Raw genomic sequence first — 23,961 nt, forward strand, 5'->3', positions numbered from 1 at the left:
CCTCACTTTGCCGTTGTGCCGCGGGTGACGAAGGCGCCGACCGCCGCGACCAGACGGTCGAGGCAGAAGCCGGTGACGCCGATATAGGCGAGCGCCACGATGATGTCGGGCAGCCGCGACGAGTTCCACGCGTCCCAGATGAAGAAGCCGATGCCGACGCCGCCGGTCAGCATTTCGGCGGCGACGATGGCGAGCCAGGACAGGCCGATGCCGATCCTCAGGCCGGTGAAGATGTAGGGCGCGGCGGCCGGTACCATGATCTTGACGAAGAATTCGAACTGGTTGAGCCGCAGGATGCGCGAGACGTTGCGGTAATCCTCGGGGATGTTGCGCACGCCGACGGCGGTGTTGATGATGATTGGCCAGATCGACGTGATGAAGATGACGAAGATCGCCGACGGGCTGGAATCGCGGAACGCCGCCAGCGACAGCGGCAGCCAGGCCAGCGGCGGCACCGTGCGCAGGATCTGGAACACCGGGTCGAGGCCGCGCATCGCCCAGATCGACTGGCCGACCAGCGCGCCGAGCGCGACGCCGACCACCGCCGCCAGGCCGAAACCGATGGCGACACGCTGCAGCGAGATCAGCACGCGCCATGCCAGGCCGATATCCTGCGGGCCATTGTCGAAGAACGGATGCGCGATCAAATCGTAGGCCTCGTTCCACACCTGGGTCGGCGGCGGCAGGCTTGATGTGGGCGACGAACAGGCGATCTGCCAGACGACCAGCATGACGGCGATGACTACGATCGGCGGTAGCAGCGCGCTCGCCAGTTTGCCGGCAATCGCCAGCGGATCGAAGCGACGTCGTGCCTTTGCGGTGAAGGCGATGACCTCCGCCGGCTTCGCAGGAAAGGCCTTCACCTTGGTGTCCTCGATAGTCTGGATCGACATGTCTGGGGAAAACTCCGTGGGGCAGATAATTCGAGCGACAAACGGCGCAATGCGCCGTTTGCGCAGAGGTTCAAGCCGATGCCTTGATCTTCAGGCTGTCGAGATAGGCCGACGGGTTGGCCGGATCGAAGATCTTGCCGTCGAAGAAGGTCTCGACGCCGCGCGACGACGACGCCGGAACGTCGGCTGCCGCGACGCCGAGATCCTTGGCCGCCTCGCGCCACAGATCCTCGCGGTTGACCTGATCGACCAGCGCCTTGATGTCGGTGGTCGGCGCGAATTTGCCCCAGCGGATGTTCTCGGCGAGGAACCACGCATCATGGCTCTTGAACGGATAGGAGACGCCACCTTTCCAGAACTTCATGTAGAGATCGGTGCCGTTGGCGACGCGGCCATTGCCGTAGTTGATGTCGCCCTTGAGGCGGCCGATGATGTCGGCGACAGGCACGTTCATCCATTGCCGCTTGCCGATGATGGCGGCCATCTCGTCCTTGTTGTCGCTGGCCTCGCACCATTGCTGGGCTTCCATGACGGCCATCAGGATCGCCTTGGTGGCGTTCGGGTATTTCTCGATGAATTCGGCACGCAGGCCGAGCGCCTTTTCCGGATGGCCCTTCCACAATTCGCCCGTCGTGGCGGCGGTGAAGCCGACGCCCTGATGGACGAGCTGCTCGTTCCACGGCTCGCCGACGCAGAACACGTCCATGTTGCCAACCTTCATGTTGGCCACCATCTGCGGCGGCGGCACGACGATGGTCGAAACGTCCTTGTCGGGATCGATGCCGCCGGCGGCCAGCCAGTAGCGCAGCCAGAGATCATGGGTGCCGCCCGGGAAGGTCATGGCGGCCTTGATTTCCTTGCCGGCCGCCTTCTTGGCGGCAAAGGCGTCTTTCAGCTTCGAGGCATCGAGGCCGACGCCGGTGCCGGCATATTCCTGGGCGACCGAAATGCCTTGGCAGTCGTAGTTGAGCCGCGCCACGATCGCCATCGGCATCGGCTGGTTGTTCTGTGTCACCTTGCCGGTGTGCATGAGGTAAGGCAGCGGCGTCAGAATATGGGCACCGTCGATGCCGTTGGCGGCGCCGCCGAGCATCAGATTGTCGCGCGTCGCGCCCCAGGAGGCCTGCTTGAGCACCTCGACATCGGGCATGCCGAACTTGGCGAACAGCCCCTTCTCCTTGGCGATCATCAGCGGTGCCGCATCGGTGAGGGCAATGAAGCCGAGCTTGGCGCCGGTGACCTCCGGAGTGGCGGTCGCAGCATAGGCGCCGGAAGGGAAGAGCTTGCGGGCCGCCACGAACAGGCCGGCCGTCATTGCACTGCTGACCAGAAAATCGCGGCGCGTCATGTCTTTGAGGGTCGTTCCAGTCCTGATCCGTTTCGTCATCGTCGTCTCCGGTTGGGCGCGGCTTGGGATCCGCGTCGTCGATTGTGTGTTGATCAAAACAAAAAAGCCGCCAGCCAGGTCTTCGCGTCCGGGTGACCGGGAGCGCGTATTAACCTGAGCGGCAGCTTTGCCTGTGGCGCCCGCCATTGGGCGCCTGTTCCGTGACCCGCGAAGGGCCTGTCTATTTCAAAGCAGGAACCGTGCCAGTTTTGAGAGAGGCGAAAAAGATCAATTAAATCAGTAACCAGCGCCGATCGCGGACCCGCCGGGTCCTATGGCCGGAAGGTCAAAGATTGCTCATTCGGGCAATCGCGCGCACAATTTTTGTGCAATGCACAAGAATGACGCGGAAATGATCAGGCTTCCGCGCGAGCCGATTTCTGGCCGGTAATGTACGCGTCGACCTCGTCCGGATCGAAGATCTGGCCGTCGAAGAAACCGTCCGGACCGAGCACAAGGCCGGCGCCTGTCGCGCCGACCGCGGTTGCAACTTGGAGCGCGCCCTCGACCTTCGAATTGGCGCCGGGAAGTGCGATGCCGAGCGGCTTCAGCGCCGAACGATAGAGATCGGGACGATAGCAATCCCGCGCGATGGCGAGGTTTTCAGGCGTATGCGCCACATGCCCCCAACGCACCATCTGCGTGTAGAACCACAGCGCATGGCTCTTCCACGGAAAGTTCGCCGCCTTGTCGAAGGGGAGGAAGAAGTCGTCGATGCTCCGCTCCGCGCCGCCGCCCAGTCGGAGATGGCCGGTCAGGATCGGCATCTGCACGGCCGGCGGCAGGCCGAGAAAGCCGGCCTGCGCCATGACGGCAGCCAATTCGCCATGGTTGGCCGGATCCTGGCACCAGCGTGCCGAGTGATGCAGCGCGCGCAGCAGCGCCGCCAAGGCCTCGGGGTTTTCGTCTGCCCAGGCCTTGCGCACGCCGATCACCTTCTCCGGGCTGTTACGCCATATCCGCGCCTTGACGGTGACGATATGCCCGGTGCCGGCGGCAACCGCAGCACTGTTCCAGGGTTCGCCTACGCAGTAGCCGTCGATGCGGCCGGCGGCCAGTGCATCGGCCATGAAGGGCGGCGGCACGATGACGATCTCGATTTCGCGCGTCGGATCGATGCCGCAGGCGGCGAGCCAATAGCGCAATTCGTAATTGTGCCCGGAATGCGGATGCACCACGGCGAAGCGCAGCGGGTCGCCACCGGCCGCAGCGCGCTCGCGAATGAGCGCGCGCAGCGCCGCACCGGCGCGCGCGGGGTCGAGATCGGCTTCGGCGCTGTGCGCCACCATTCCGGCCCACACAGTGTTGGAGACGGTGACGCAATTGCCTCCGAGTCCGAGCGAGAACGGCACGATGGTTTCCGAAGCGAGCGGCGTCAGCCCGAGATTGCAGGCGAGCGGCATCGGTCCCAGCATATGCGCCAGATGGAAGTGACCGATGGCGATGCGGTCGCGGATGTTAGCCCAGGACGTCTCGCGGTGCAGGGTGAGGTCGATGCCTTCTCGTGCGGCAAAGCCAAGCTCACCGGCCGCGACCAGCACGGCGCTGTCGAAAAGCGGCATGAAGCCAGCGGTGATCTGGTGCGCGGCGTCCATGCTCATTCGTCCTCCGCCGGTCCCAGCAACCCGGCGGCAGTCACCAGGCTCTGGGCGATGTCGCCGATCTTGCGGTTCTGGTTCATCGCCGTCTTGCGCAGCAGCGTGTAGGCGGCCTCTTCGGAGAGGCCGCGCGACTTCATCAATATGCCCTTGGCACGATCGATCACCTTACGGCTCTCGAGCTCGCCGCGAACCTCTTCCAGTTCGCGCGCCATGCGCGAAAAAGCGTTGAAGCGGCTGACCGCCATGTCGAGAATGGGTTTGACGCGCTCTTGCCGCAGACCGTCGACGACATAGGCCGAAACGCCGGCATCGACCGCCGCCTCGATCGAGGCCTGGTCCGAGCGGTCGACGAACATGGCGATCGGCCGTTTTACGGCACGCGAAAGCTGGAACATGTTTTCCAGCATGTCGCGATTCGGGTTTTCGAGATCGATGACGATGACATCGGGCTCGATCTCGGCGATCCGCCGCGCAATGCCGGTCACATCATGGATGACGGTGACCCGCTCATGGCCGGCCTCGCGCAACCCCGCCTCGATGATCGCGGCGCGGATGCGGTTTTCGTCGATCACCAGGACGGCGAGTGCGGTTCGAACCATGCCTGCATTGTGACCAAGCGAAGGAATTGTGCAATGCGGTATGGTTGAACAACCCGAGATTCGCTAACCGCGCCGCAGGCGCCTAATCCGCCGCCAGCGCCGTGACCTCGCGGCGGAAGGGCAGTGCGTCGCCGATATCGGCTTCGTCCAGCTCGCGCGCGAAGCGGTGGCCGGCGTAGGTTGCCCAGGCGATCGGACCCGGCGCCTCGGCATCGCCGATGATTTTGATCGAGCGGATGCCGCTGTCGGCCCACTCGTCGCGCCGCGCCTTCAGCTCGTGCCAGACGCTATCGTCCTGCTGGCGCGATGTCACCAGCACTACTGCGTCCACGGCGATGTCAAATTGGCTGCCCGTATAGGCGCAGGCCGTGGCAACACCGCCCGGTACGATGCGCGTCACGATCCGGTTCAACACGATCTCGACGCCGAGTTCGGCCAGCCGGCGGTGGATGGCGCCCTGCTCCAGCGTGTTGCGGGTCCAGTCGGACACATAGGCGGACGGCGTCACCAGCGTCACCTTCGCGCCCTGGCGCGCCATCAGCTCGGCCAAAACGCCGCCCATGTAATAGTGATCGTCATCGAACAGCACGACAGTGCCGGTCGGCACATTGCCGCCCATCAGATCGTCCGGCGTATAGACCGGCATGGCCGGGTCCGCCGGCATCGGCACGACATGCGCGCGCGCCACGCCGTCACGGCGCCATGTCGAGCCGGTGGCAAGCGCAATGTTCTGAAAGCCGAAGTCCAGTATCTCCTGCGCCGACAATCGGCTTTCGAAATAGACATCGACATTGGACATCTGGCTGATCTGGTACTGGCGGTAGTCGCGCACGCGTCCCCATGCCGAGAGACCGGGCAAGCGGCATTCGCGCGCCACGCGGCCGCCGAGCTCGGTGCCGGCTTCGGCGATGGCCACCTGATAGCCGCGCAGGCCGAGCGCACGCGCCGCCTCCAGCCCGGCCGGGCCGGCGCCGACGATCAGCACGCTGTCGCTATCGCCCTTGGCCTGCATGCGTTCGGGATGCCAGCCCTTGCGCCATTCCTCCATGAAGGTCGGGTTCTGCGTGCAGCGCGAGATCGACATGGTCATGTCGCCGGTGATGCAGATGTTGCAGCCGATGCATTCGCGAATGTCCTCGATTCGCCCCTCCTCCACCTTCTTCGGCAGGAAGGGATCGGCGATCGATGGCCGCGCGCAGCCGATGAAATCCAGCGTGCCGGACTTGATCATCTTCACCATCACATCCGGCGAGGTGAAGCGACCGACGCCGACGACCGGCTTCGAGGTCAGTTTCTTGATGCCGGACACCAGGCTCTCCTGCGCGCCCTCCTCCTTGAACCGCGACGGCCCCGAACAATCCTCCCAGGCGCCATGTGCCAGGTCCCAGAGGTCTGGCAGGTCGGCGTGCATCTCGATCATGTCGCGCACTTCGGAGTTGGCGAAGCCAAGCTCGCCGATCATCTCGTCCAGCGACAGCCGCAGCGTCAGGCCGCAAGTGCCGCCGATGGCATCCCTGCCCTCTTCGATCAACTCACGCATCAACCGCGAGCGGTTTTCCAGCGAGCCGCCATATTCGTCGCTGCGCTGGTTGGTGGCGGTGGACAGGAAGTGCTGGATGATGCCGAAGCCATGCGCGCCGTAGAGGCAGACCAGGTCGAAGCCCGCAAGCCTGGCACGCTTGAATGCATTGCGGTGCCAGCGGCGCAGGTCGCGTATATCTTGCTTGTCCATGGCGCGCGCCTGAACCGGATCGTTGGTGAAGGTACGGATCGGCAAGGCCGACGGCCCGCGCGGCACTTCCTTGGTGTAGAGGTTGGGACCGTTGATGCCTGAATAGGCCAGCTGGATACCGGCCAGCGCGCCATGCTGGTGCATGGCCTTGGCCATCTTCGCCAGTGCCGGGATATCGGCATCGTCCCACAGCCTGAGCTCGATGAAGGGCGTGATCTCCGAAGTATGGTGCATCTCGGTCTGCTCGGTGAAGATGACGCCCCAGCCGCCTTCCGACTTGATGCGGCGCATCTCGGCTGCGGCCGAAGGGTCGCGGTAGCCGCCGCCATTGCAATGCGGAACCTGGTAGAAGCGGTTCTTGGCGGTCACCGGACCGATCTTCACGGGCTCGAACAAAATGTCGTAGCGCGGATCGCGCATGGAACGTGCCTTCCTGCCAGCGTCGCCTTGCACATGCCCGATCATGGTTTCGAGCCAAGGTGCAAGCCGGCCAGCCCAGTGGGTTGATGCCTTGAGACCATCCATAAATTGCGACAAGCGCCGGGAAACAACAGATTTCTTCTGTGCCGGTTAGGACGCGCCTAATCGCCCGCCGGGATTAGCATCCGCTGAATCCCGGCTGAGCCAAATGCGACTTCAAGGCCGCGGCCGCGCGATGCTAGAAGTGCCGACGGCCAATGAGACACAAGACGCATGGACAGCATCCAGATCCTTGAAAAGCTCATCGCATTCCCGACGGTGAGCCGCGATTCGAACCTCGCCCTCGTCGGCTACGTGGCGGAGCTGCTGGACGCGCATGGCATTGCCAGCCAGATCATCCACAGCGAGGACGGCCACAAGGCCAACCTCTTTGCCACCATCGGACCGGCCGACGCTTCCGGCATCATGCTGTCCGGTCACACCGACGTCATCCCCGTCGACGGCCAAGCCTGGACGCTACCGCCCTTCGAGATGACGAGCCGAGACGGCAAGCTTTACGGACGTGGCACAGCCGACATGAAGGGTTTTGTGGCCTGCGCGCTCGCGGCGTGCCTTAAAGCCTCAAAAATGACGCTGCGCACGCCGCTGCATTTGGCACTCTCCTACGACGAGGAGATCGGCTGCATTGGTGTGCGCAGCCTGATCGACATGCTGCAAGCAGCCCCGCAGCGGCACTTGCTGTGCATCGTCGGCGAGCCCACCGACATGCAGGTGGCGACGGGCCACAAGGGCAAGCTTGCCGCACGCGCGCTCTGCAAAGGCCGCGAAGGCCATTCGGCGCTGGCCCCGTTGGCGCTCAATGCTATCCATCTCGGCTGCGACTTCGTCGCCGCCTTGCGCCGCGAGCAGGATCGGCTGGTGCGCGATGGCGCCCGCGACGGCGACTACGACATTGCCTACACGACCGTCCATGTCGGCAAGATCAACGCCGGCGTGGCGCTGAACATCGTGCCGAACCTCTGCCAGGTCGACTTCGAGATCCGCAATGTCGCGGCCGACGATCCGCACGAGATTCTCGACCGTCTGCGCAAGGAGGCTGCTCATATTGCATCCGAAGCCTCGGCCACCGCCCCCGAGGCGGCGATCGACATAGACATCACCAACACCTATCCCGGCCTGGACACGCCGGCCAGTTCGCAAGCCGTCGCTTTCATCAAATCGCTGACCGGCGCCAACAACACCATCAAGGTTGCCTACGGTACGGAGGGCGGCCTGTTCAGCCGCGATCTCGGCACGCCGACGGTCGTGTGCGGACCGGGATCGATGGCGCAAGGACACAAGCCGGATGAGTTCGTCAGCGTCGAGCAGATGCGCCGCTGCGACGGCATGCTGGAAAAATTGCTGCAGCGGCTTGCCGACCAGCAGTTGGCTTAACCGGGGCTACTTCTGTAGAAGTGCTGCCTGGCCGACAGCCCGCTCGGCGCCGAACACGCCTTGCTCGACGACGAAATGCCGGCAGTGGTCGATGAACGCCTGGACGGTTTGCGTGCGGTGTTCGGAACTGGGCAAGGCGACGCCCATGGTCAGCGGCCGCAGATCGCCGTCCAACGGCACGAAGACCAGCGGCTTGCCGTCCGGCGCCAGCGTGTTGAGCGGCCGCATATTGGCGATGCCGTAGCCGAAGCCGTTGGCCACCATGGAACGCATGACGGCGATGTCGCCGGTGCGCTCGGCAATGTTGGGGCGGATCCCGCGCTGGTGGAATGCCGAAAGGAAATATTCGCGGCTGAACGGCAGGTCGAGCAGCACCATCGGCTCATCGGCCAATTCCTCCGTCGTGATCGACGCCTTTGCCGCGAAGCGATGCCCCGCCGGCAGCATCACATAGGCCGGCACCAGCATCAGCGGCTCGAAGGTCATGTCCTGCGACAGTTCGAGATCGTAGGTCAGGGCAAGGTCGATTTCGCCGCGCTGCAGCATCTCAAGCAATTGCCCCTGATTGCGCTCGAACTGGCGCACGCGCACATCGGGATAGGCACGCTCGAACCGCATGCGCAGCGCCGGCAGGACGATCTGCGCGAAGGTCAGCAGGCATCCCACGGCCAGCGGGCCGCGCACCTTTTCGGCAAAATCGCCGGCGACGTCATGCAAGGCATCGGCGTCGTTGAGCAGCCTTGCGGCTTCCTTGAGGAAGATGCGGCCGCCGGCTGTCAGCGACAGGCCGTGCGAATGCTTGCGGACAAAGAGCTGGACGCCGAACTCGGTTTCCAGCTGCGCAATGGACGCCGAAATCGAGGGCGGCGAGACATTGACCTGTTCGGCCGCCTTGGCGATGGAGCCGGCTTCGCCCACGGCGACGAAATATTCCAACTGTCTGAGCGTGAAGCGTAGCGGCATGGCTGGCTATGTTGCCGGTTTGAGGGCTTCGATCAAGCCTAATGCATGTCGCGCAAAAGTGGCCCCGGTTTTGCGCAAACGACATGCATAGAGCAAAGGCCTAAAGCGCATCGCTTGAATCCGTTCAATCGCGATGCGCTTTAGGCGCCCATCAGTATTTGATCCACGTCGTTTTGAGCGCGGTGTATTTGTCGAGCGCATGCAGCGACAGGTCGCGGCCGAAGCCTGATTGCTTGAAGCCGCCGAACGGCGTCATCGGGCTCAGCGCATCGACCGTGTTGACGGAAACCGTGCCGGCATGCAGCCGGCCGGCGATGCGGTGCGCGCGCGACAGGCTGTCGGTCCACAGCGATGCGGCCAGCCCGTATGGGCTGTCATTGGCGATACGGATCGCGTCGGCCTCGTCGTCGAAGGCGATGACCGAAAGCACCGGCCCGAAGATCTCGTCGCGGGCAATCGGATCGGCAGGCGCGACATCGTCGAAGATGGTCGGCTGGACAAAGCTGCCGCGCCCGTTGACCGTGACCAGGTCGCCGCCCGCGACCAGGCGCGCGGTTTTCTTGCCGGCCTCGACGAAGCGCATGACGTTGGCGGCGTGGCGACTATCGACCATCGCGCCCATTTTCGAAGCCGGATCGAGCGGATCGCCGGGCTGCGTGACCGCCGCACGTTGCACCAGTTTCTCCACCAGAGCATCCTTGATGCCGCGCTGGACGAGCAGGCGTGAATTGGCGGAACAGACCTCGCCCTGGTTGAAGAAGATGCCGAAGGCCGCCATGTCGGCTGCAGCGTCGAGATCGCCGCAATCGGCAAAGATGAGGTTCGGGCTCTTGCCACCGGTCTCCAGCCAGACCTGCTTCATGTTCGACTGGCCGGAATACTGCAGGAACATCTTGCCCACGGCGGTCGAACCGGTGAAGGCGAGGCAATCCACATCCATATGGCGGCCAAGCGCCTGGCCGGCGGTTTCGCCAAGGCCGGGCACGACATTGAGCACGCCTGCAGGCAGGCCCGCTTCCATTGCCAGTTCCGCCAGAAGCAGGGCCGACAAAGGCGACTGCTCGGCGGGTTTGAGCACCACCGAATTGCCTGCCGCCAGTGCCGGCGCGCATTTCCACGTCGCCATATCGAGCGGGAAATTCCAAGGCACCACCGCGCCGACCACGCCAAGCGGTTCGCGCCGCACCAGCACCAGATCACCTTCGCCGGTCGGCGCCACTTCGCCATAGATCTTGTCGATGGCCTCGCCATACCATTGAAAGATCGCTGCCGAGCCGGGGACGTCGACCGCGGCCGCATCCCTGACCAGTTTGCCCATGTCGAGCGATTCCAGCAGAGCCAGTTCATGCAGGTTTTCGCGCAGCAATTGCGCCAGCCGCAGCAGAACCTCCTTACGGTGCGCCGAGCTGGTCCGCGACCAGACGCCGGTGTTGAAGCTGCGCCGCGCTGCGGCAACCGCCAGATCGATGTCTTCCTCACCGCAGGACGCCACTTCGGCCAGCACCTCGCCAGTTGCCGGATTGACGCTGGCGAAGGTCCGGCCCGAACGCGCCGCAACCGTCTTGCCGTCGATGAACGCCTTGTCGCGAAAACGGATCGCGGACGCCTTGCCGATCCAGTCCTTGTGGCTGAGTTCGCTCATCGCAGGTGACCCTGTCTTGACTATTCGTCGCCCGGCACGCCGTAGCTCGGCGCATCGGATGGGTTTATGGCGCGGGTCACATAGGCATTGAGCTGCGGCTTGTAGAGTTCCCACAGCGTCGCCAGCTGCTCGATCGGGCAGTCATCGGTCCAGTCACAGCGCAAATCGGCGACCGGCCACGCAACCTCGCGCACCAGCTTCATGCCGGCGGAATGGACAGGACCAGCCTCGCCGCCCGCTTTCAGCGCGGCGCGCATGGTCGCGATGAGGCGGTCGCCTAGATGCCCTTCCGAGGCCAGGAAGGCGTCGACCATGGCTTGCGGCACGCCGTCATGGGCCAGCATGTTGCCGCCGCAGGCGACATTGTCCGCACGCGCCTCCGCCCAGATGCCAAGCGCCTTGGGACCCGAATGGATCGCGGTCTTTCCGGCGGCATCGACAGCCAGCACCTGCCGGTATTCGGGATAAGCGCCGGTGCGCTTCAATATGGCAATCGCCTCGGCGGCCGAAGCGCCGCGCGCCAGCAATTCGAGGCCTCGCAGCCCCAGCATCGGATCGGTGACGTTCTGGCTGGCAATGGCGCCGACGCCTGCCTGCGCATAGGCGCAGCGCGCGGCGACAGCAGGCGACGAGGAGGATACTGCGACTCCGAACATGCCGGTGTGGCTGCACCGCGCGACAATGGAAAAGGTCATCGCCGTCAGTCCGGGATAACTGCGGTGCCGTCGATCTCGACCAGCCAGTCCGGCCGCGCCAAGGCCTGCACGACAAGGCCGGTCGAGACGGGATGCACGCCTTTGATGTACTCGCCCATGGTGCGGTAGACGGCCTCGCGATGGCGCACATCGGTGATGTAGACCACCACCTTGACCAGGTGCTCCATGGTGCCGCCGCACTCCTCGATCAGCTGGCGGATGTTCTGCATGACCTTGTGCGTCTGCTCGACCGGATCATGGCTGTCGATATTCTTGGCCGTGTCGAGATCCTGCGGACACTGGCCGCGCAGGTAGACGGTCCTGCCGCCCCGCGTAACGACCGCCTGGCACAGATCATTGTCGAGTTTCTGCTCGGGATAGGTGTCCTTGGTGTTGAACTTGCGAATTCTTGTATGCGCCATCTTGGTCTCCCTCAGTCAGGCTCGAGGTCGGGACGTCCGTTTCTATGCTACCCTGGTCTTGCGCTTTGCGGACGCATGGTAGGCCAGGTACTTGCGCTGCGTGGAGATATGGTCTGCCACATGCTGTGCGTCGTGCCAGACGCCCCAGATGAAGCTCGACCCCCGCCGCGATTGCCACGGCAGGCCCAGGAAATAGATCCCCGGCTCGGTCGACACGCCGCGCTGGTGCTTCGGCTTGCCCTTTTCATCAAACACATCGACTTTCAGCCAGTTGTAATCGACGGTGAATCCCGTTGCCCAGATGATCGAACCTATCCCGGCTTCCGCCAGGTTCAGCTCGAGAATGGGATCAGTCATGCATCGAGGGTCCGGTCCGATCTCGCGGGCCGCGGGCTCCTCGGGAAGGTCGAGGCCGTTGCGAGCGACATAGGCGTCGGCCTCGTCCAGCACCGACATGTAGTTCGCATCGCCGCGCGCGATATTTTTAGCCAGATCCGGAGCGAAGGTCATGACCCCTTCCTTATAGGATTCCGTCCGGCCAACCAGCGTCATCCCTTGCGCGGCAAGACGCCGGAAGTCGATCGTCTGGCCGCCCCGCGCGCCGCTCACCGCGATGGTGACGTGTTCGGTGCCAGGCGCCGGCGCTTGGGCGTCCCATTTGCCCAAAACCCCCAGCCACCAGCAGAAGTCACGCTCGCGATAGGCCCGCGGCGGCCGATCATGCGGCCCGACCGAGAGGTAGACGCGCCGTCCCGCGCGCTGGAGTTCGTCTGCGATCTGCACCCCCGAGGACCCGGAGCCGACCACCAGCACCGCACCTTCGGGCAACTGGCCCGGATTGCGATAGGCGCTGGAATGGATCTGCATCGCTCCGGCATCCCCGGGGACAACCGCCGGAATGACCGGATGCTGGAAAGCCCCGGTAGCGGCAACCACGCTCCTGGCCTCGATCACGCCATCCGAGGTTTCGACCCGGAAGCCGGGACGGCCGACAAGCCTTTCCACGCTCCTGACCTCCACGCCGCAGCGGATGGGGGCAGCGATCATGCCGGCGTAAGCGACAAAATAGTCGGCGACCTTCTCCTTGCCGACAAAGGCGTCGGGACCGGCGTCCGGAAATTCCATGCCGGGAAAACGATCATGCCAGGCGGGACCATTGGCAACCAGCGAGTCCCATCTTTCGGTACGCCAGCGTTCGGCGATGCGGCTCCGCTCGAGCACGAGATGCGGCACCCCGCACTTGCTCAGATGCTCGCTCATGGCCAGCCCCGCCTGGCCGCCGCCAACAACAAGCGTGTCTACCGTTTCGACTGGCATTTCAGCGGCCCTTTCTGGCTCTCCCCGGGAGTGTCTGCGGATGCGGCGGAGATCTGATCGTTGGTTTACTGGAGGCACCGGGCAGCGAAAATTATGATTTCATGTGGCAGTGGTTAGCTTGTCCCTAAATGCCGGAAAGCATGGCCGAAGATGTGGAGCGCGGGGCGTGGATCATCACTGTCGAGACAGAAGAAACGGACGGCTCAGAGATAAAGGCTTCTGGCCGCCTTGGACGAGAGCAACTCCTTTGCCGGCCCCTCCTGGGCGATTTTACCCTTGACCAGCACATAGCCGCGATCGGCGATGCCCAGCCCCATTTCGGCATTCTGTTCGATCAACAGGATGGTCGTGCCTTGGCGATGGATCTCCCTTGTGATCTCGAAATACTCGCCGATGAGTTTTGGCGAGAGACCGAGCGACGGCTCGTCCATGATCACCAGTCTGGGTTCGCCGATCAGGGCGCGCGCCAGCGCCACCATCGCCTGTTCGCCGCCGGACAGCGTGCCGGCGACTTGGCGCAAACGCTCATGGATGCGCGGAAACAGCTTGCACATCTTGTCCAGTTGCACCGCGAAATTGGGTCCCCTGCCCGATACCGCGTCATAGCCCAGGCGCAAATTCTCCATCACGGTCAGGCCGGGGAACAGCCGGCGCCCTTCGGGAACGAGGCCGACGCCGAGCGACGCGAGGTTTTCCGTGCCGAGCGTCGCCATGTCCCTGCCCATCACCTCGACCTTGCCGCGCTGCGCCCGCACGACGCCGCAGACGGTCATGAAGGTTGTCGTCTTGCCGGCGCCGTTCGGCCCCAGCAGGCAGACCAGTTCGCCGGGACGCACGCTCATCGCCACGCCGCGCAGCATCGGCACCGCGCCATAGGAAGTATCGACATCCCTGAGCTCAAGCATGGGCGACCGCCTTCCCGAGATAGGCTTCCTGGACGCGCGGGTCGGCGCGCACCGCCGCGAAGTCGCCCTCGGCGATCTTGCTGCCATAGTCGATGCAGGTGACATGCTGCGGGAACGCTTCGACCACCCGCATGTCGTGCTCGATCAGGACCACCGACAGAGCAGGGTTTTGTACGCGCAGCCGCGTGATGTCGGCCACCAGTGCGTCGGTTTCCGTGTCGTCCATGCCGACCGAAGGTTCGTCGAGCAGCAAGAGCTTGGGCTGCGATGCGAGCGCGCGGGCAATTTCCAGCCGCCGCCTGTCGGCTTGGGCCAGCGTGCCCGCTGGCCGGTAGCGTTGTTCGAACAGGTCGCCGGAGCCGAGCTTGAGCAGGGTTTCGGCCTTTTCCACGCAGGCCGCCATCTCGCGGCGCGATGCGCCAGGCCTAAACAGCGCGGTCAGCACGCCGGTCCTGGTGCGGGTGTGCATGCCGATGATCACATTGTCGAGGACGCTGAGGTCGGAGAACAGTCGCGACGACTGGAATGTGCGGGCGATGCCGCGGTCGACAACTTCGTAGGACGGGCGGCCGGTGATCTCGGCGCCGTCGAAGGTCACGCGACCGGAGGTCGGCCGGTAGACGCCGGTCACGACATTGAACAGCGTCGACTTGCCGGCGCCATTCGGGCCAATGACGGCGAGCACCGCGCCCTTGTCGATCGACAGGCTGACATCGTTGAGCGCGACCAGGCCGCCGAAGCGCATCGTCAAATTCTCGACCTTGAGAAGCGCGCTCACAGCTCGCCTCCGTAGCGCCGCATGCGTTGCGGGAACAGACCCTGCGGCCGGATCATCAGGAAGCCGATGATGACGACGCCGAAGAACAGCAGGCGGTAGTCGGCGAACGCGCGCAATTTCTCCGGCAGGATGGTCAGCAGGAACGCACCGACGATGACACCGAAAATATTGTCCATGCCACCGACGATGACCATGGTCATGATGGTGACGGAGACCAGGAAGGTGAAATTGTCGGGAGAAATGTAGGACACGTAGAAGGCGTAGATCGTGCCGGCAAAAGCGGCGAGAAAGGCATCGACCGCGAAGGCCAGCACCTTGAACCACGCCACGTTGATGCCTTGCGCCTTGGCGGCGATCTCGTCGGCGCGCAGCGCGTTCCAGGCCAACCCGATGCGCGAGCCGTGCAGCCGGTGCGCGGTGACGATGGCGACGACGACCAATGCAGCCGACAGATAATAGAAGTTCGCCTGGCTCGGCAGCTTCCAGCCGAAGATCACCAGCGGATCGGCAAAGGAATGGCCGAACAGGCTGGGCGCTGGAATGCCCACCAGTCCGTTCGGGCCGCCGGTCCAACTGAAATTGTTCAGCAATTGCTGGACCACGACACCGAAGGCGATGGTGACAAGCGCCAGATAAGTGTCGCGCGTGCGCATCGACGGGATGCCGATGATGAAACCGAACAGGGTCGCGGCCAGTGCCGCGACCGGCAGCGTCAGCCAGAAGCTGACGCCGAAATTGATCGCCAGCAGCGCCGACACGTAGGCGCCGATGCCGTAGGAAGCGCCGGTGGCGAAGTTCGGGATGTTGGCGCTGCCGAGCTGGAAATTGAGTGCCAGCGCCAGCACTGCATAGAGCTCGGCGACGATCAGCAGATGAAGGATATAGGTGTTCGAACCGACGAAGAACGGAAAGGCCAGGACGATGACCGCCGCAGTGATCATCGCCACGAGCGGAACCCGGGCAAAGCTCGCCAACGCATAGTCGGCGATCCACGGCAGCCTCTCCAGCAGATAGAAACCGAGGCCGAGCAAGGCCAGCAGGCCGACTACCTGCCAGCCGCCGTCGACTCTGAGGATGAGGTACAGGAACGCTGCCCCGATGATTTGCGAGGCGATGGCGAAGACCGTGGCCGCGGCTATGCCCGGCACGTCGGGTGAAGCACGACCCTGCATGCTAGACTTTCTCCATGACGGTGCGCCCAAGCAGGCCGGCGGGGCGGAAGATGAGCACGGCGATGACCAGCAGGAAGACGAAGACCAGCCGGTAGGAAGCGCCGTCCGGCACGAATGTCTGCGCCAGCACTTCGATGCCGGCAATGATCAGTCCGCCCAATATGGCGCCCGGCATCGAGCCGAGGCCGCCGATCACCGCGGCTGAAAAGCCGAGCAGGCCGGCCATGACGCCGAAGTCGAACCGTGTCACGCCGGCATAGCTTGCGAACAGAAGTCCGGCGATGGCGCCGATAGCCGAGGCAATGAAGAATGTCGCACGGAAGACGCGTGCATCGCGGACGCCCATCATGCGCGCTACGACCCGGTCCTCCGAGGCCGCCCGGATGCGCAGTCCGAGCGGGGTCATGCGCAGGAAGACAAACAGCATGGCAACCAGCGCGACGGTCAGCACCACCACCAGCAGCGCGAACCAACTGATGGCAACGCCGGAGATTTCGAAAGCCATGCCCGACACCAGGCGCGGGAAGGCATGCGGGTTCGATCCCTGCGGATAGAGATGGCGGATCAGCTCGCGGATGACGATGCCGAGCGCCACCGTCGCCACCAGCGCCATCATGGCGGGCGCATCGCGGAAGCGCCTGATGACCACCTTGTCGAGCAGGACGCCGATCAAACCGACGGCGAGCACGGCGACCGGAACCGCAAGCACCAGCCAGGCGGGCCCCGAGGCGCCAAGAGCGGTCGCCAGCGCCTGGGCAAGCGCCAGCGTGATGAACGGCGCCGTCATCGCGACATCGCCATGCGAGAAATGAATGACGTTCAAGACACCGAAGATCAGGCTGAATCCGATCGCCAGCAAGGCATAGATGCAGCCAAGGGTTATCCAGTTCACCAGTTGCTGGACAAGCAGTTCCGCCATGCGGTCCGTCTCTCGATTGAAGCCGACAGGTATCAACCGCCATCCCGGGCGGACAGAACGAATCTCCGAACTCACGAGTCACAATTTCCGAATTTCGTCACTGAATACGCGCCCGTACACTGATGATCAGCCGACGATCACGATCGGCCGGGTCGCTACGACGGCGGCAGATAATTCTGTTTGAGGTGGAACCATGCAAAACAGGCGCAGTGCGCTTATCCGCGTATCGTCAATTCTGGCCGGCTCTCTGTTTGCCATCGCCCTGGGCGCCGCCCAGGCGCAGGCCGACCAGATCAAGCTCGGCTTCATCGGGCCGCTCTCCGGCGGCAACGCCCAGCAGGGCCTCGGCGCCCGCAACGGCTTCCTGCTCGCCATCGAGCAGGCCAATGCCAGCGGCTACCCGCACCAGGTGGAAGGCGTCGTGCTCGATGACGCCTCCGATCCGGCCGTCGGCGTTTCGGCGGCGCAGAAGCTGGTCAACGATCCCGCAGTGGTCGCGGCAACGGGGCATTGGAACAGCTCGGTCGCGCTGGCGACGATCCCGGTCTTCAACCGCTCGCAGATGCCGTTCATCGTCTGGGGCGCGGTCAGCCCGAAGATCACCGAACAGAACTTCCCGAACGTGACCCGCGTGACGCCGACGCTGGTCAACGAGAACAAGCCGCTGGCCGAAGCCATCGCCAAGCAAGGCAAGATCAAGAAGATCGCCATCATCTCCGACACCACCGACTACGGTGCGGCCAACACCAAATGGTTCGGCGATTTCTTCAAGGCGGCCGGCGGCGAGGTCGTTTCTTCGGATGCCGCGGCTGTCGGCACGACCGATTTCCGCGCCATGCTGACTACCGCGAAGGCAGCGTCGCCCGACGCGGTCTATTTCGGCGGCGTCGTCACCGAAGCAGCGCTGGTGCGCAGCCAGATGGCCGACCTCGGCATGGGCAATCTGCCGATGTACGGAATTTCAGGCATCTACGACCCGAAATTCATCGAGATCGCGGGAGCTGCAGCCGAGGGCACCATCGCCGGAACTCCGGCCGTCCAGTCGAACCCCAAGCTGGAGGAATTCAACAAGGCCTATGAAACCAAGGCTTATCCCGATCCTGCCGGCTCCTATGCGAAATATGCCTACGAGGCGACGCAGATCCTGCTTCAGGTCATCAAGGAAAAAGGCCTCGACGACAAGGAAGCGCTGAGCAAGGCCATTCGTGACATCCACCACGACGGCATTCTGGGAGACGTCTCGTTCGATGCCAACGGACAGACCAACATGGCCATCGACATCGACATGTTCGTCGTCCGCAGCGGCAAATGGGAGAAGATGTAACTACCTGATCGACGCCGCGCCCGTTCTCCGTGGCGCGGCGTCGATCACCTTCATCACCGAGCTCGCAAAAAGTCCTGACCGGAGCGCCTGACCATGAATGACGAGGCCGGTCACGGCGCACCTCGAAAGGCCGTCGAGATCAAGGGCGTCTCCAAGGTGTTCGGCACCTATCAGGCGCTGAAGCCTGTTTCCTTCGACATCTACGACAACGAGTTCTTCACGCTGCTCGGCCCGAGCGGCTGCGGCAAGACCACCCTGCTGCGCATGATCGCCGGTTTCGAGCAGCCGACGGCGGGGCAGATTTTCCTGCACGGCTCGGACATACAGGGACTCCCCCCTCATAGGCGGCGGGTCAACACCGTCTTCCAGAGCTACGCCCTGTTTCCGCATATGAGCGTCGAACAGAACATCGGCTTCGGGCTCGAAAACCTCGGCTGGTCAAAGGACCGCCGCGATACGCGCGTCGCCGATATGCTTCGTCTCGTCCATATGGAGGCCTTTGCCGGGCGCAAGCCGCAGCAATTGTCGGGCGGCCAGCGCCAGCGCGTCGCGCTCGCCCGCGCTCTGGCGCCGGAACCGGAAGTGCTGCTGCTCGACGAACCGCTCTCGGCACTCGACCTGAAGCTGCGCCAGGCCATGCGCGACGAACTGCGCATCCTGCAGCGCAAGACCGGCATCACCTTCGTCTTCGTCACCCACGACCAGGAAGAAGCGCTCGACATGTCGGATCGCATCTGCGTTCTCGGCGATGGCGAGATCCAGCAGCTTGGCACACCCGCGGCGATCTACGAGGAGCCGTCGAACCGCTTCGTCGCCGATTTCATCGGCGAGACCAACTTCCTCGATGCTGACGTGATTGCCGTGGACGGCGAGCAGGCAACCGTGAAAACGCAGCTCGGCATGACCTTGACGGCCTCTCACAAGAAAGCGGTCGCCGGGCAGAAGGCCTTCATCTCGATACGTCCGGAGAAAATCAGCCTGCCCGCCCAGGACAACCCGATCGCTATCGACGGCACGATCATGAGCACCAACTATCTCGGCGGCTACACATACTATCTGATTGAAGCGGGCGGCACCAAGCTGCGCATCTCCAAGCGCAACAGCGTCAGCCGCGGCCAGATGTTCGAAATCGGGCAATCGGTAAAAGTTGGCTTTGCCGCCGAATCCGTGCGGATCCTCGGCGCATGAAGGCACCCACAAAAACTCCTGACTGGAATGTCCTCGGCCTGCTGCCGGCCCATCTCATCATGCTGCTGACGCTGATCATCCCGATCGGTATCATCATCGTGGTGTCGTTCTCGACGCGCGGACCTTACGGCGGGTTCGAATATGTGTTCACCACCGCGCCCTACAAGCAGCTGCTGTTCAACGAAGGCTGGACCGGCGAGCTGGAGTTCAATCCGCAATATCTCATCGTCGTTGCCAGGACGCTGGTCCTGTCGGCCGTGACAACATCGATCTGCCTGCTTCTGAGCTTCCCGGTCGCCTATTTCATCGCGCTGCAGCGGCCGGCGATCAAAGTGCTGCTGATCTATCTCGTCACGCTGCCATTCTGGGTTTCAATGATCGTGCGCGTCTATTCCTGGATCATCATCCTTGGCAAGGATGGTGTCGTCGAAAAGACCCTTCGCGGTCTCGGCCTCGTCGACAACATGGACTCGCTGCTGTTCGGCAACACCGCCATGCTGCTCGGTCTCGTCTACAGCTACATTCCGCTGATGATCCTGCCGATCTTCGCCTCGATCGAAAAGCTCGATCCTGCGCTCATCGAGGCGTCGCATGATCTCTATGGCAACCGCCTCACCACATTGCGCCGCGTTATCCTACCCCTCACCCGGCCCGGCATGATCGCCGGCGCGATCCTGGTGTTCGTTCCAAGCCTCGGCGCGGTCCTGGAGCCGACCCTGCTCGGCGGCGGCAAGACCATGATGATGGGCAATCTCATCCAGCTGCAGTTCGGTGGCGCCCGCAACTGGCCGCTCGGCGCCGCCATCGCCATCGTGCTGATGGCCGCGGTCATGGTCTTCCTGATTTTCCAGGGTCTGCGCTCGATGCGCACCGAAGGCCTGGAGCGTGCGGCATGAACGCGGACGATGATGTCAGGCGCTATCCGGGCTTCGGTCTCTTCAGCGCGATCTTCTTCGCCTATCTCTATTTGCCCATCGCCGTCGTGGTGTTCTACTCTTTCAATGCGAACCGGATCGTCTCCAATTGGGGCGGCTTCTCATTGCACTGGTACGCCACCGCTTTGTCCAACGCGAACCTGATGACGGCGGTGAAGACCTCCCTGCTCGTTGCCGCGGTCGCCACAGTCGCCTCGACGCTTGTCGCGTTGATGGCGGCATTGGTGCTGGTGCGCGGCCGCGATGTCCGGTTCCGCCGGATTTCCGAAGCGGTGGTGAACCTGCCGCTGCTCCTGCCCGAAATCGTCGTTGCTGTCGCCGTCCTGATCCTCTTCTCCGAGATCGGGCTCGCCAACGGAATGGTGAAGCTGATGATCGCCCACACCACCTTCTGCATCCCGTTCGCCTTCCTGCCGATACGCGCCCGCCTGCAGGGAATGGACTTCGATCTGGAGGAAGCCGCCCGCGATCTCTATGCAACCGGTTGGGTCGCCTTTCGTCGCGTCACGCTGCCGCTCATCCTGCCGGGTGTGTTCGCCGGCGCCATGCTCGCCTTCGTCATCTCGATGGATGATTTCATCACCAGCAACCTGTTGAATTCCGGTGGCGCCACCACGCTGCCGGTCTACATTTTTTCCCTGATCAAGCAGGGCGTGTCGCCGCAGCTCAACGCAATCTCGACCTTGATCATGATTGTTTCGGTGGTGCTGGCGACCGTGGCCTTCCTGCTTCAGCGACGGCAGTAGCAGCGGCGTAGTTTTTCCTAATCAAGGCGTCGGGCAAATCGAATTTATCGAACCCGACGGTTTGTTATCGTCGCCCTTGGGAGAACAACAAACAGGGGAATGACATGACGACTAAAATTGCAGCGCTCGCCATGGCCGGTGCCATGAGCCTCGCCTTTAGCGTGCCCGCTCTCGCCGAGGGCAGCCTGGCCATCTACGCATGGGCGGATTCCATCTCGCCCGAGATGGTCACGAAATTCGAGAAGGAAACCGGCATAAAGGTCACGGTCGACGCCTTCTCATCCAACGAGGACCTGCTGACCAAGCTGCAGGCCGGCTCGTCGGGCTACGACATCGTCACGCCTTCGCAGCACTTCGTGAAGATCATGATCGATAGTGGGCTGCTCGAGGATTTCGGCGCCAGCTCGATGGCGGCCTACAGCCAAGTCCTGCCGGACTGGCAGAAACCGTGGTGGGATGCGACAGGCAATCATTCGATCCCGCTCGCCTTCGGCAATGCCGGCTACACCGTTAACCGCGACCTCTACAAAGGCCCGGTCGACAGCTGGAAGACCTATTTCGAGCCACCGGCGGAGCTGCGCGGCAAGATCGCCAGCCTGGCGCAGCCCGACGAAGTCATACCGGCAGCGGAAAACTATCTCGGCATCAAATATTGCAGCGAAGACCCGCAGGAGATGAAGCGCGTGCTCGACCTCTTGCTGGCGCAGAAGCCATTCGTGGCGGCCTATTCCAGCGACAACATCGAAAACCGCATCGGCAGCGGCGAGGTTGCCGCCCATTTCTGGTGGGACGGCAACACCATGAGGCTTCGCCGCAACGACAAGGCCAATGTCGAATACGCGATGCCGAAAGAAGGTCTGGTCGGCTGGCTGGATTCCTATGTCGTGCCGAAGGGCGCGGCCAATATCGAGAACGCCAAGAAGTTCATCGATTTCATGACCCAGATCGACAACGCGACGGCGCAGTACAATTATTACGGCCACTCTTCGCCGGTGAAGATCGACGAGAGCAAGGCGCTCTACAACAAGGAGAACGCTCCGGAGCTGTTCCCGACCGTTCCCGTCAAGATGGGCCAGGCCTGCTCGCCGGCGGCGCAGGAACTCGTCACCAAGGTCTGGACGCAGCTTCTGCAATGAGCCGCTCAGCCGGGGCGCGCGCCGCCCCGGCATCTCCATTCTCAAAGGGGCTGGCCATGCAGACCGAAAATCTTGACTACGACTACATCGTCATCGGCGCAGGCTCGGCCGGTTGCGTCCTTGCCAATCGCCTGAGCGCCAACCCGTCCCACAAAGTGTGCCTGATCGAAGCCGGCGGCAGCGACAGCGGCCTGCGGGTCAAGGTGCCTGCCGGCATCCTCTCGCTCTACGGCAATCCGAACTATGACTACTGCTATGTCGGCGTGCCTCAGCCCAACCTCAAGGGCCGCAGGATTCCGGTCAATCGCGGCAAGGCATTGGGCGGCTCCAGTTCGATCAACTCGATGGTCTACATCAGGGGCGCCGCGCAGGACTATGACGAGTGGTCGCGACTCGGCTGCGCAGGCTGGGCATTCAGCGACGTGCTTCCCGTCTTCAAGAAGCTCGAGCGCAACCTGCTTGGCCAAGACCCGCACTACCACGGTACAGGCGGGGAACTGCTGGTCGACAAGCCGCGCGATCCGAATGTGCTGTCGTCGATGTTCGTCAAGGCCGGCAACAATGCCGGTCTTCCGGCCAACAGCGACTTCAATGCCGAAAGCCAGTTCGGCCTCGGCATCTACAATGTCACCCAGGATCGCGGCCAGCGCTTCAGCAGTTTCACCGCCTTCATGCGCCCGGTGCTCGATCGCAAGAATCTCACAATCCTCAGCGAATGCGAAGTGATCGACCTCGATATAGCCCAGGGGCGCGCGACAGGGGTACGGGTGCGGCACAAGGGCGAGCAGAAGACGCTGTCGGCCCGCTGCGAAATCGTGCTTTCGGCCGGGGCCATCAATTCACCGAAGATCTTGCTGGCGTCCGGCATCGGCGCAGCCGCCGAGCTGCAGGCGATCGGCATAAAGCCGGTTGTCGATCTGCCGGGCGTGGGCAAGAACCTTCAGGACCATATCGACGGCATGATCACGGTCCGCTCCTCGAGCACGAAGACGCTCGGCCTGTCGCTGCCCAACTTGCCCCGCGTGCTGGCTGCGCCCTTCCGGTATTTTGCCGGTCGCAAGGGCATGCTCACCACCAACTATGTCGAAGCCGGCGGCTTTGCCCGGACGAAGTATGCGAACGGCATTCCCGACATCCAGTTCCACTTCGTGCCCGGCTATCGCAGCCATCGCGGCAGGCTGGTGGAGTACGGCCATGGCTACGCAATCCACACCTGCGTGCTCAGGCCCAAAAGCGTCGGCGAACTCAAACTGTCAGGCCAGGCATCGAACCGGGATGTGCTGATCGATCATCGCTTCTTCTCGAACGACGAGGACGCCAGGGTGTTGGTCGAAGGCATCAAGATCGCGCGTCAAATCTTTGCCGCATCCGAGTTCGACCCGATCAGGGGGACGGAGATGCTGCCGGGCAAGGATGTTCGCAGCGATGACGAGATCCTCGCCTATTTGCGTGCCGAAGCGCTCACCGTCTATCATCCGGTGGGGACGTGCAAGATGGGGACCGACGCGATGGCCGTCGTCGACCCGGCAACGCTCAAGGTGCGCGGCATCGGTGGCTTGCGGGTCGCGGATGCGTCCGTGATGCCGAAGCTGATCGGCGGCAACACCAATGCCCCCAGCATGATGATCGGGCAGCGGGCAGCGGAGATGATCCTGGGCCGGGATAATTTCTGTAGCGCAACTCCAGGTAAGGCATGCAGCGGCCTTCCGTCAGTAGCTGCGCCAAAACAATGAGTTGGAACGGTTCAGTGAAT

The 23,961-nt window shown here is 63.3% G+C and carries 21 protein-coding genes; 7 read left to right on the forward strand and 14 right to left on the reverse strand.

The features are described from left to right. Positions 1-2 precede the first annotated feature (2 nt). The 5 genes from ntrB to NKI21_RS18565 all read right to left on the reverse strand — a co-directional run bounded on the left by ntrB (position 3) and on the right by NKI21_RS18565 (position 6,632). On the reverse strand, positions 3-893 hold the full coding sequence (ntrB, locus tag NKI21_RS18545) for a nitrate ABC transporter permease (RefSeq protein ID WP_023809418.1): 891 nt from the start codon (positions 891-893) through the stop codon (positions 3-5). A gap of 70 nt (positions 894-963) precedes the next feature. Next, positions 964-2,280, reverse strand: coding sequence for a CmpA/NrtA family ABC transporter substrate-binding protein (locus NKI21_RS18550; protein ID WP_023809419.1), 1,317 nt, complete (start codon positions 2,278-2,280; stop codon positions 964-966). Positions 2,281-2,636: 356 nt separating this feature from the next. Then, positions 2,637-3,875 carry a CmpA/NrtA family ABC transporter substrate-binding protein gene (locus tag NKI21_RS18555; protein ID WP_031212563.1) on the reverse strand — a complete coding sequence of 413 codons (1,239 nt, stop codon included), beginning with the start codon at positions 3,873-3,875 and terminating at the stop codon, positions 2,637-2,639. A 2-nt stretch (positions 3,876-3,877) separates the two neighbouring features. Next, on the reverse strand, positions 3,878-4,480 hold the full coding sequence (locus NKI21_RS18560; RefSeq protein ID WP_013530455.1) for an ANTAR domain-containing response regulator: 603 nt from the start codon (positions 4,478-4,480) through the stop codon (positions 3,878-3,880). Between the two features lie 82 nt (positions 4,481-4,562). Then, a complete protein-coding gene (locus NKI21_RS18565; RefSeq protein WP_023809421.1) occupies positions 4,563-6,632 on the reverse strand; it encodes an oxidoreductase in 2,070 nt (689 codons plus the stop codon). Positions 6,633-6,905: 273 nt separating this feature from the next. Between NKI21_RS18565 and argE the strand changes: the two genes are divergently transcribed. Next, positions 6,906-8,066, forward strand: coding sequence for an acetylornithine deacetylase (gene argE, locus NKI21_RS18570; protein WP_352441990.1), 1,161 nt, complete (start codon positions 6,906-6,908; stop codon positions 8,064-8,066). A 6-nt stretch (positions 8,067-8,072) separates the two neighbouring features. Here argE and NKI21_RS18575 read toward each other — a convergent pair whose 3' ends face one another. The 9 genes from NKI21_RS18575 to NKI21_RS18615 form a co-directional block, all read right to left on the reverse strand. After that, entirely contained in the window at positions 8,073-9,029 is a 957-nt protein-coding gene (locus tag NKI21_RS18575) for a LysR family transcriptional regulator (protein WP_352441989.1), read from the reverse strand. A gap of 151 nt (positions 9,030-9,180) precedes the next feature. Beyond that, the gene (locus NKI21_RS18580; RefSeq protein WP_352441988.1) at positions 9,181-10,671 is read right to left on the reverse strand and encodes an aldehyde dehydrogenase; all 1,491 of its coding nucleotides are present in this window, start codon (positions 10,669-10,671) and stop codon (positions 9,181-9,183) included. A 20-nt stretch (positions 10,672-10,691) separates the two neighbouring features. After that, positions 10,692-11,366, reverse strand: coding sequence for a DUF1028 domain-containing protein (locus NKI21_RS18585; protein WP_352441987.1), 675 nt, complete (start codon positions 11,364-11,366; stop codon positions 10,692-10,694). Between the two features lie 5 nt (positions 11,367-11,371). After that, the gene (locus tag NKI21_RS18590; protein WP_023809426.1) at positions 11,372-11,788 is read right to left on the reverse strand and encodes a RidA family protein; all 417 of its coding nucleotides are present in this window, start codon (positions 11,786-11,788) and stop codon (positions 11,372-11,374) included. A gap of 42 nt (positions 11,789-11,830) precedes the next feature. Continuing rightward, positions 11,831-13,105, reverse strand: a complete 1,275-nt coding sequence (locus tag NKI21_RS18595) for a flavin-containing monooxygenase (RefSeq protein WP_352441986.1) — start codon at positions 13,103-13,105, stop codon at positions 11,831-11,833. Between the two features lie 203 nt (positions 13,106-13,308). Next, the gene (locus NKI21_RS18600) at positions 13,309-14,010 is read right to left on the reverse strand and encodes an ABC transporter ATP-binding protein (RefSeq protein WP_352866673.1); all 702 of its coding nucleotides are present in this window, start codon (positions 14,008-14,010) and stop codon (positions 13,309-13,311) included. Further along, entirely contained in the window at positions 14,003-14,788 is a 786-nt protein-coding gene (locus NKI21_RS18605) for an ABC transporter ATP-binding protein (RefSeq protein WP_236382713.1), read from the reverse strand. Before NKI21_RS18605 ends, NKI21_RS18600 begins: the two co-directional genes overlap by 8 nt. Next, positions 14,785-15,960, reverse strand: a complete 1,176-nt coding sequence (locus NKI21_RS18610; RefSeq protein ID WP_352441985.1) for a branched-chain amino acid ABC transporter permease — start codon at positions 15,958-15,960, stop codon at positions 14,785-14,787. Before NKI21_RS18610 ends, NKI21_RS18605 begins: the two co-directional genes overlap by 4 nt. Before the next feature lies 1 nt (position 15,961). Beyond that, positions 15,962-16,879 (reverse strand): branched-chain amino acid ABC transporter permease, encoded by a 918-nt coding sequence (locus NKI21_RS18615; RefSeq protein WP_352866678.1) that lies wholly within the window; start codon positions 16,877-16,879, stop codon positions 15,962-15,964. A gap of 193 nt (positions 16,880-17,072) precedes the next feature. On the opposite strand from NKI21_RS18615, the gene NKI21_RS18620 reads away from it, so the two are divergent. The 6 genes from NKI21_RS18620 to NKI21_RS18645 all read left to right on the forward strand — a co-directional run bounded on the left by NKI21_RS18620 (position 17,073) and on the right by NKI21_RS18645 (position 23,941). After that, positions 17,073-18,203, forward strand: coding sequence for a branched-chain amino acid ABC transporter substrate-binding protein (locus NKI21_RS18620; protein WP_127271535.1), 1,131 nt, complete (start codon positions 17,073-17,075; stop codon positions 18,201-18,203). 93 nt (positions 18,204-18,296) lie between these two features. After that, complete coding sequence (locus NKI21_RS18625) at positions 18,297-19,391, forward strand: ABC transporter ATP-binding protein (RefSeq protein WP_352866681.1); 1,095 nt, start codon at positions 18,297-18,299, stop codon at positions 19,389-19,391. Then, positions 19,388-20,287, forward strand: coding sequence for an ABC transporter permease (locus NKI21_RS18630; protein WP_031212568.1), 900 nt, complete (start codon positions 19,388-19,390; stop codon positions 20,285-20,287). Before NKI21_RS18625 ends, NKI21_RS18630 begins: the two co-directional genes overlap by 4 nt. Next, entirely contained in the window at positions 20,284-21,072 is a 789-nt protein-coding gene (locus NKI21_RS18635) for an ABC transporter permease (RefSeq protein ID WP_127292325.1), read from the forward strand. The genes NKI21_RS18630 and NKI21_RS18635 overlap by 4 nt, the downstream gene beginning before the upstream one ends. A 104-nt stretch (positions 21,073-21,176) precedes the next feature. Further along, a complete protein-coding gene (locus NKI21_RS18640; RefSeq protein ID WP_023809436.1) occupies positions 21,177-22,208 on the forward strand; it encodes an extracellular solute-binding protein in 1,032 nt (343 codons plus the stop codon). A 56-nt stretch (positions 22,209-22,264) separates the two neighbouring features. Further along, positions 22,265-23,941, forward strand: coding sequence for a GMC family oxidoreductase (locus tag NKI21_RS18645; protein WP_352866686.1), 1,677 nt, complete (start codon positions 22,265-22,267; stop codon positions 23,939-23,941). Positions 23,942-23,961 lie beyond the last annotated feature (20 nt).

Origin of the sequence: Mesorhizobium sp. M0715, from assembly GCF_040320355.1 — a bacterium.
Taxonomy (GTDB): domain Bacteria; phylum Pseudomonadota; class Alphaproteobacteria; order Rhizobiales; family Rhizobiaceae; genus Mesorhizobium.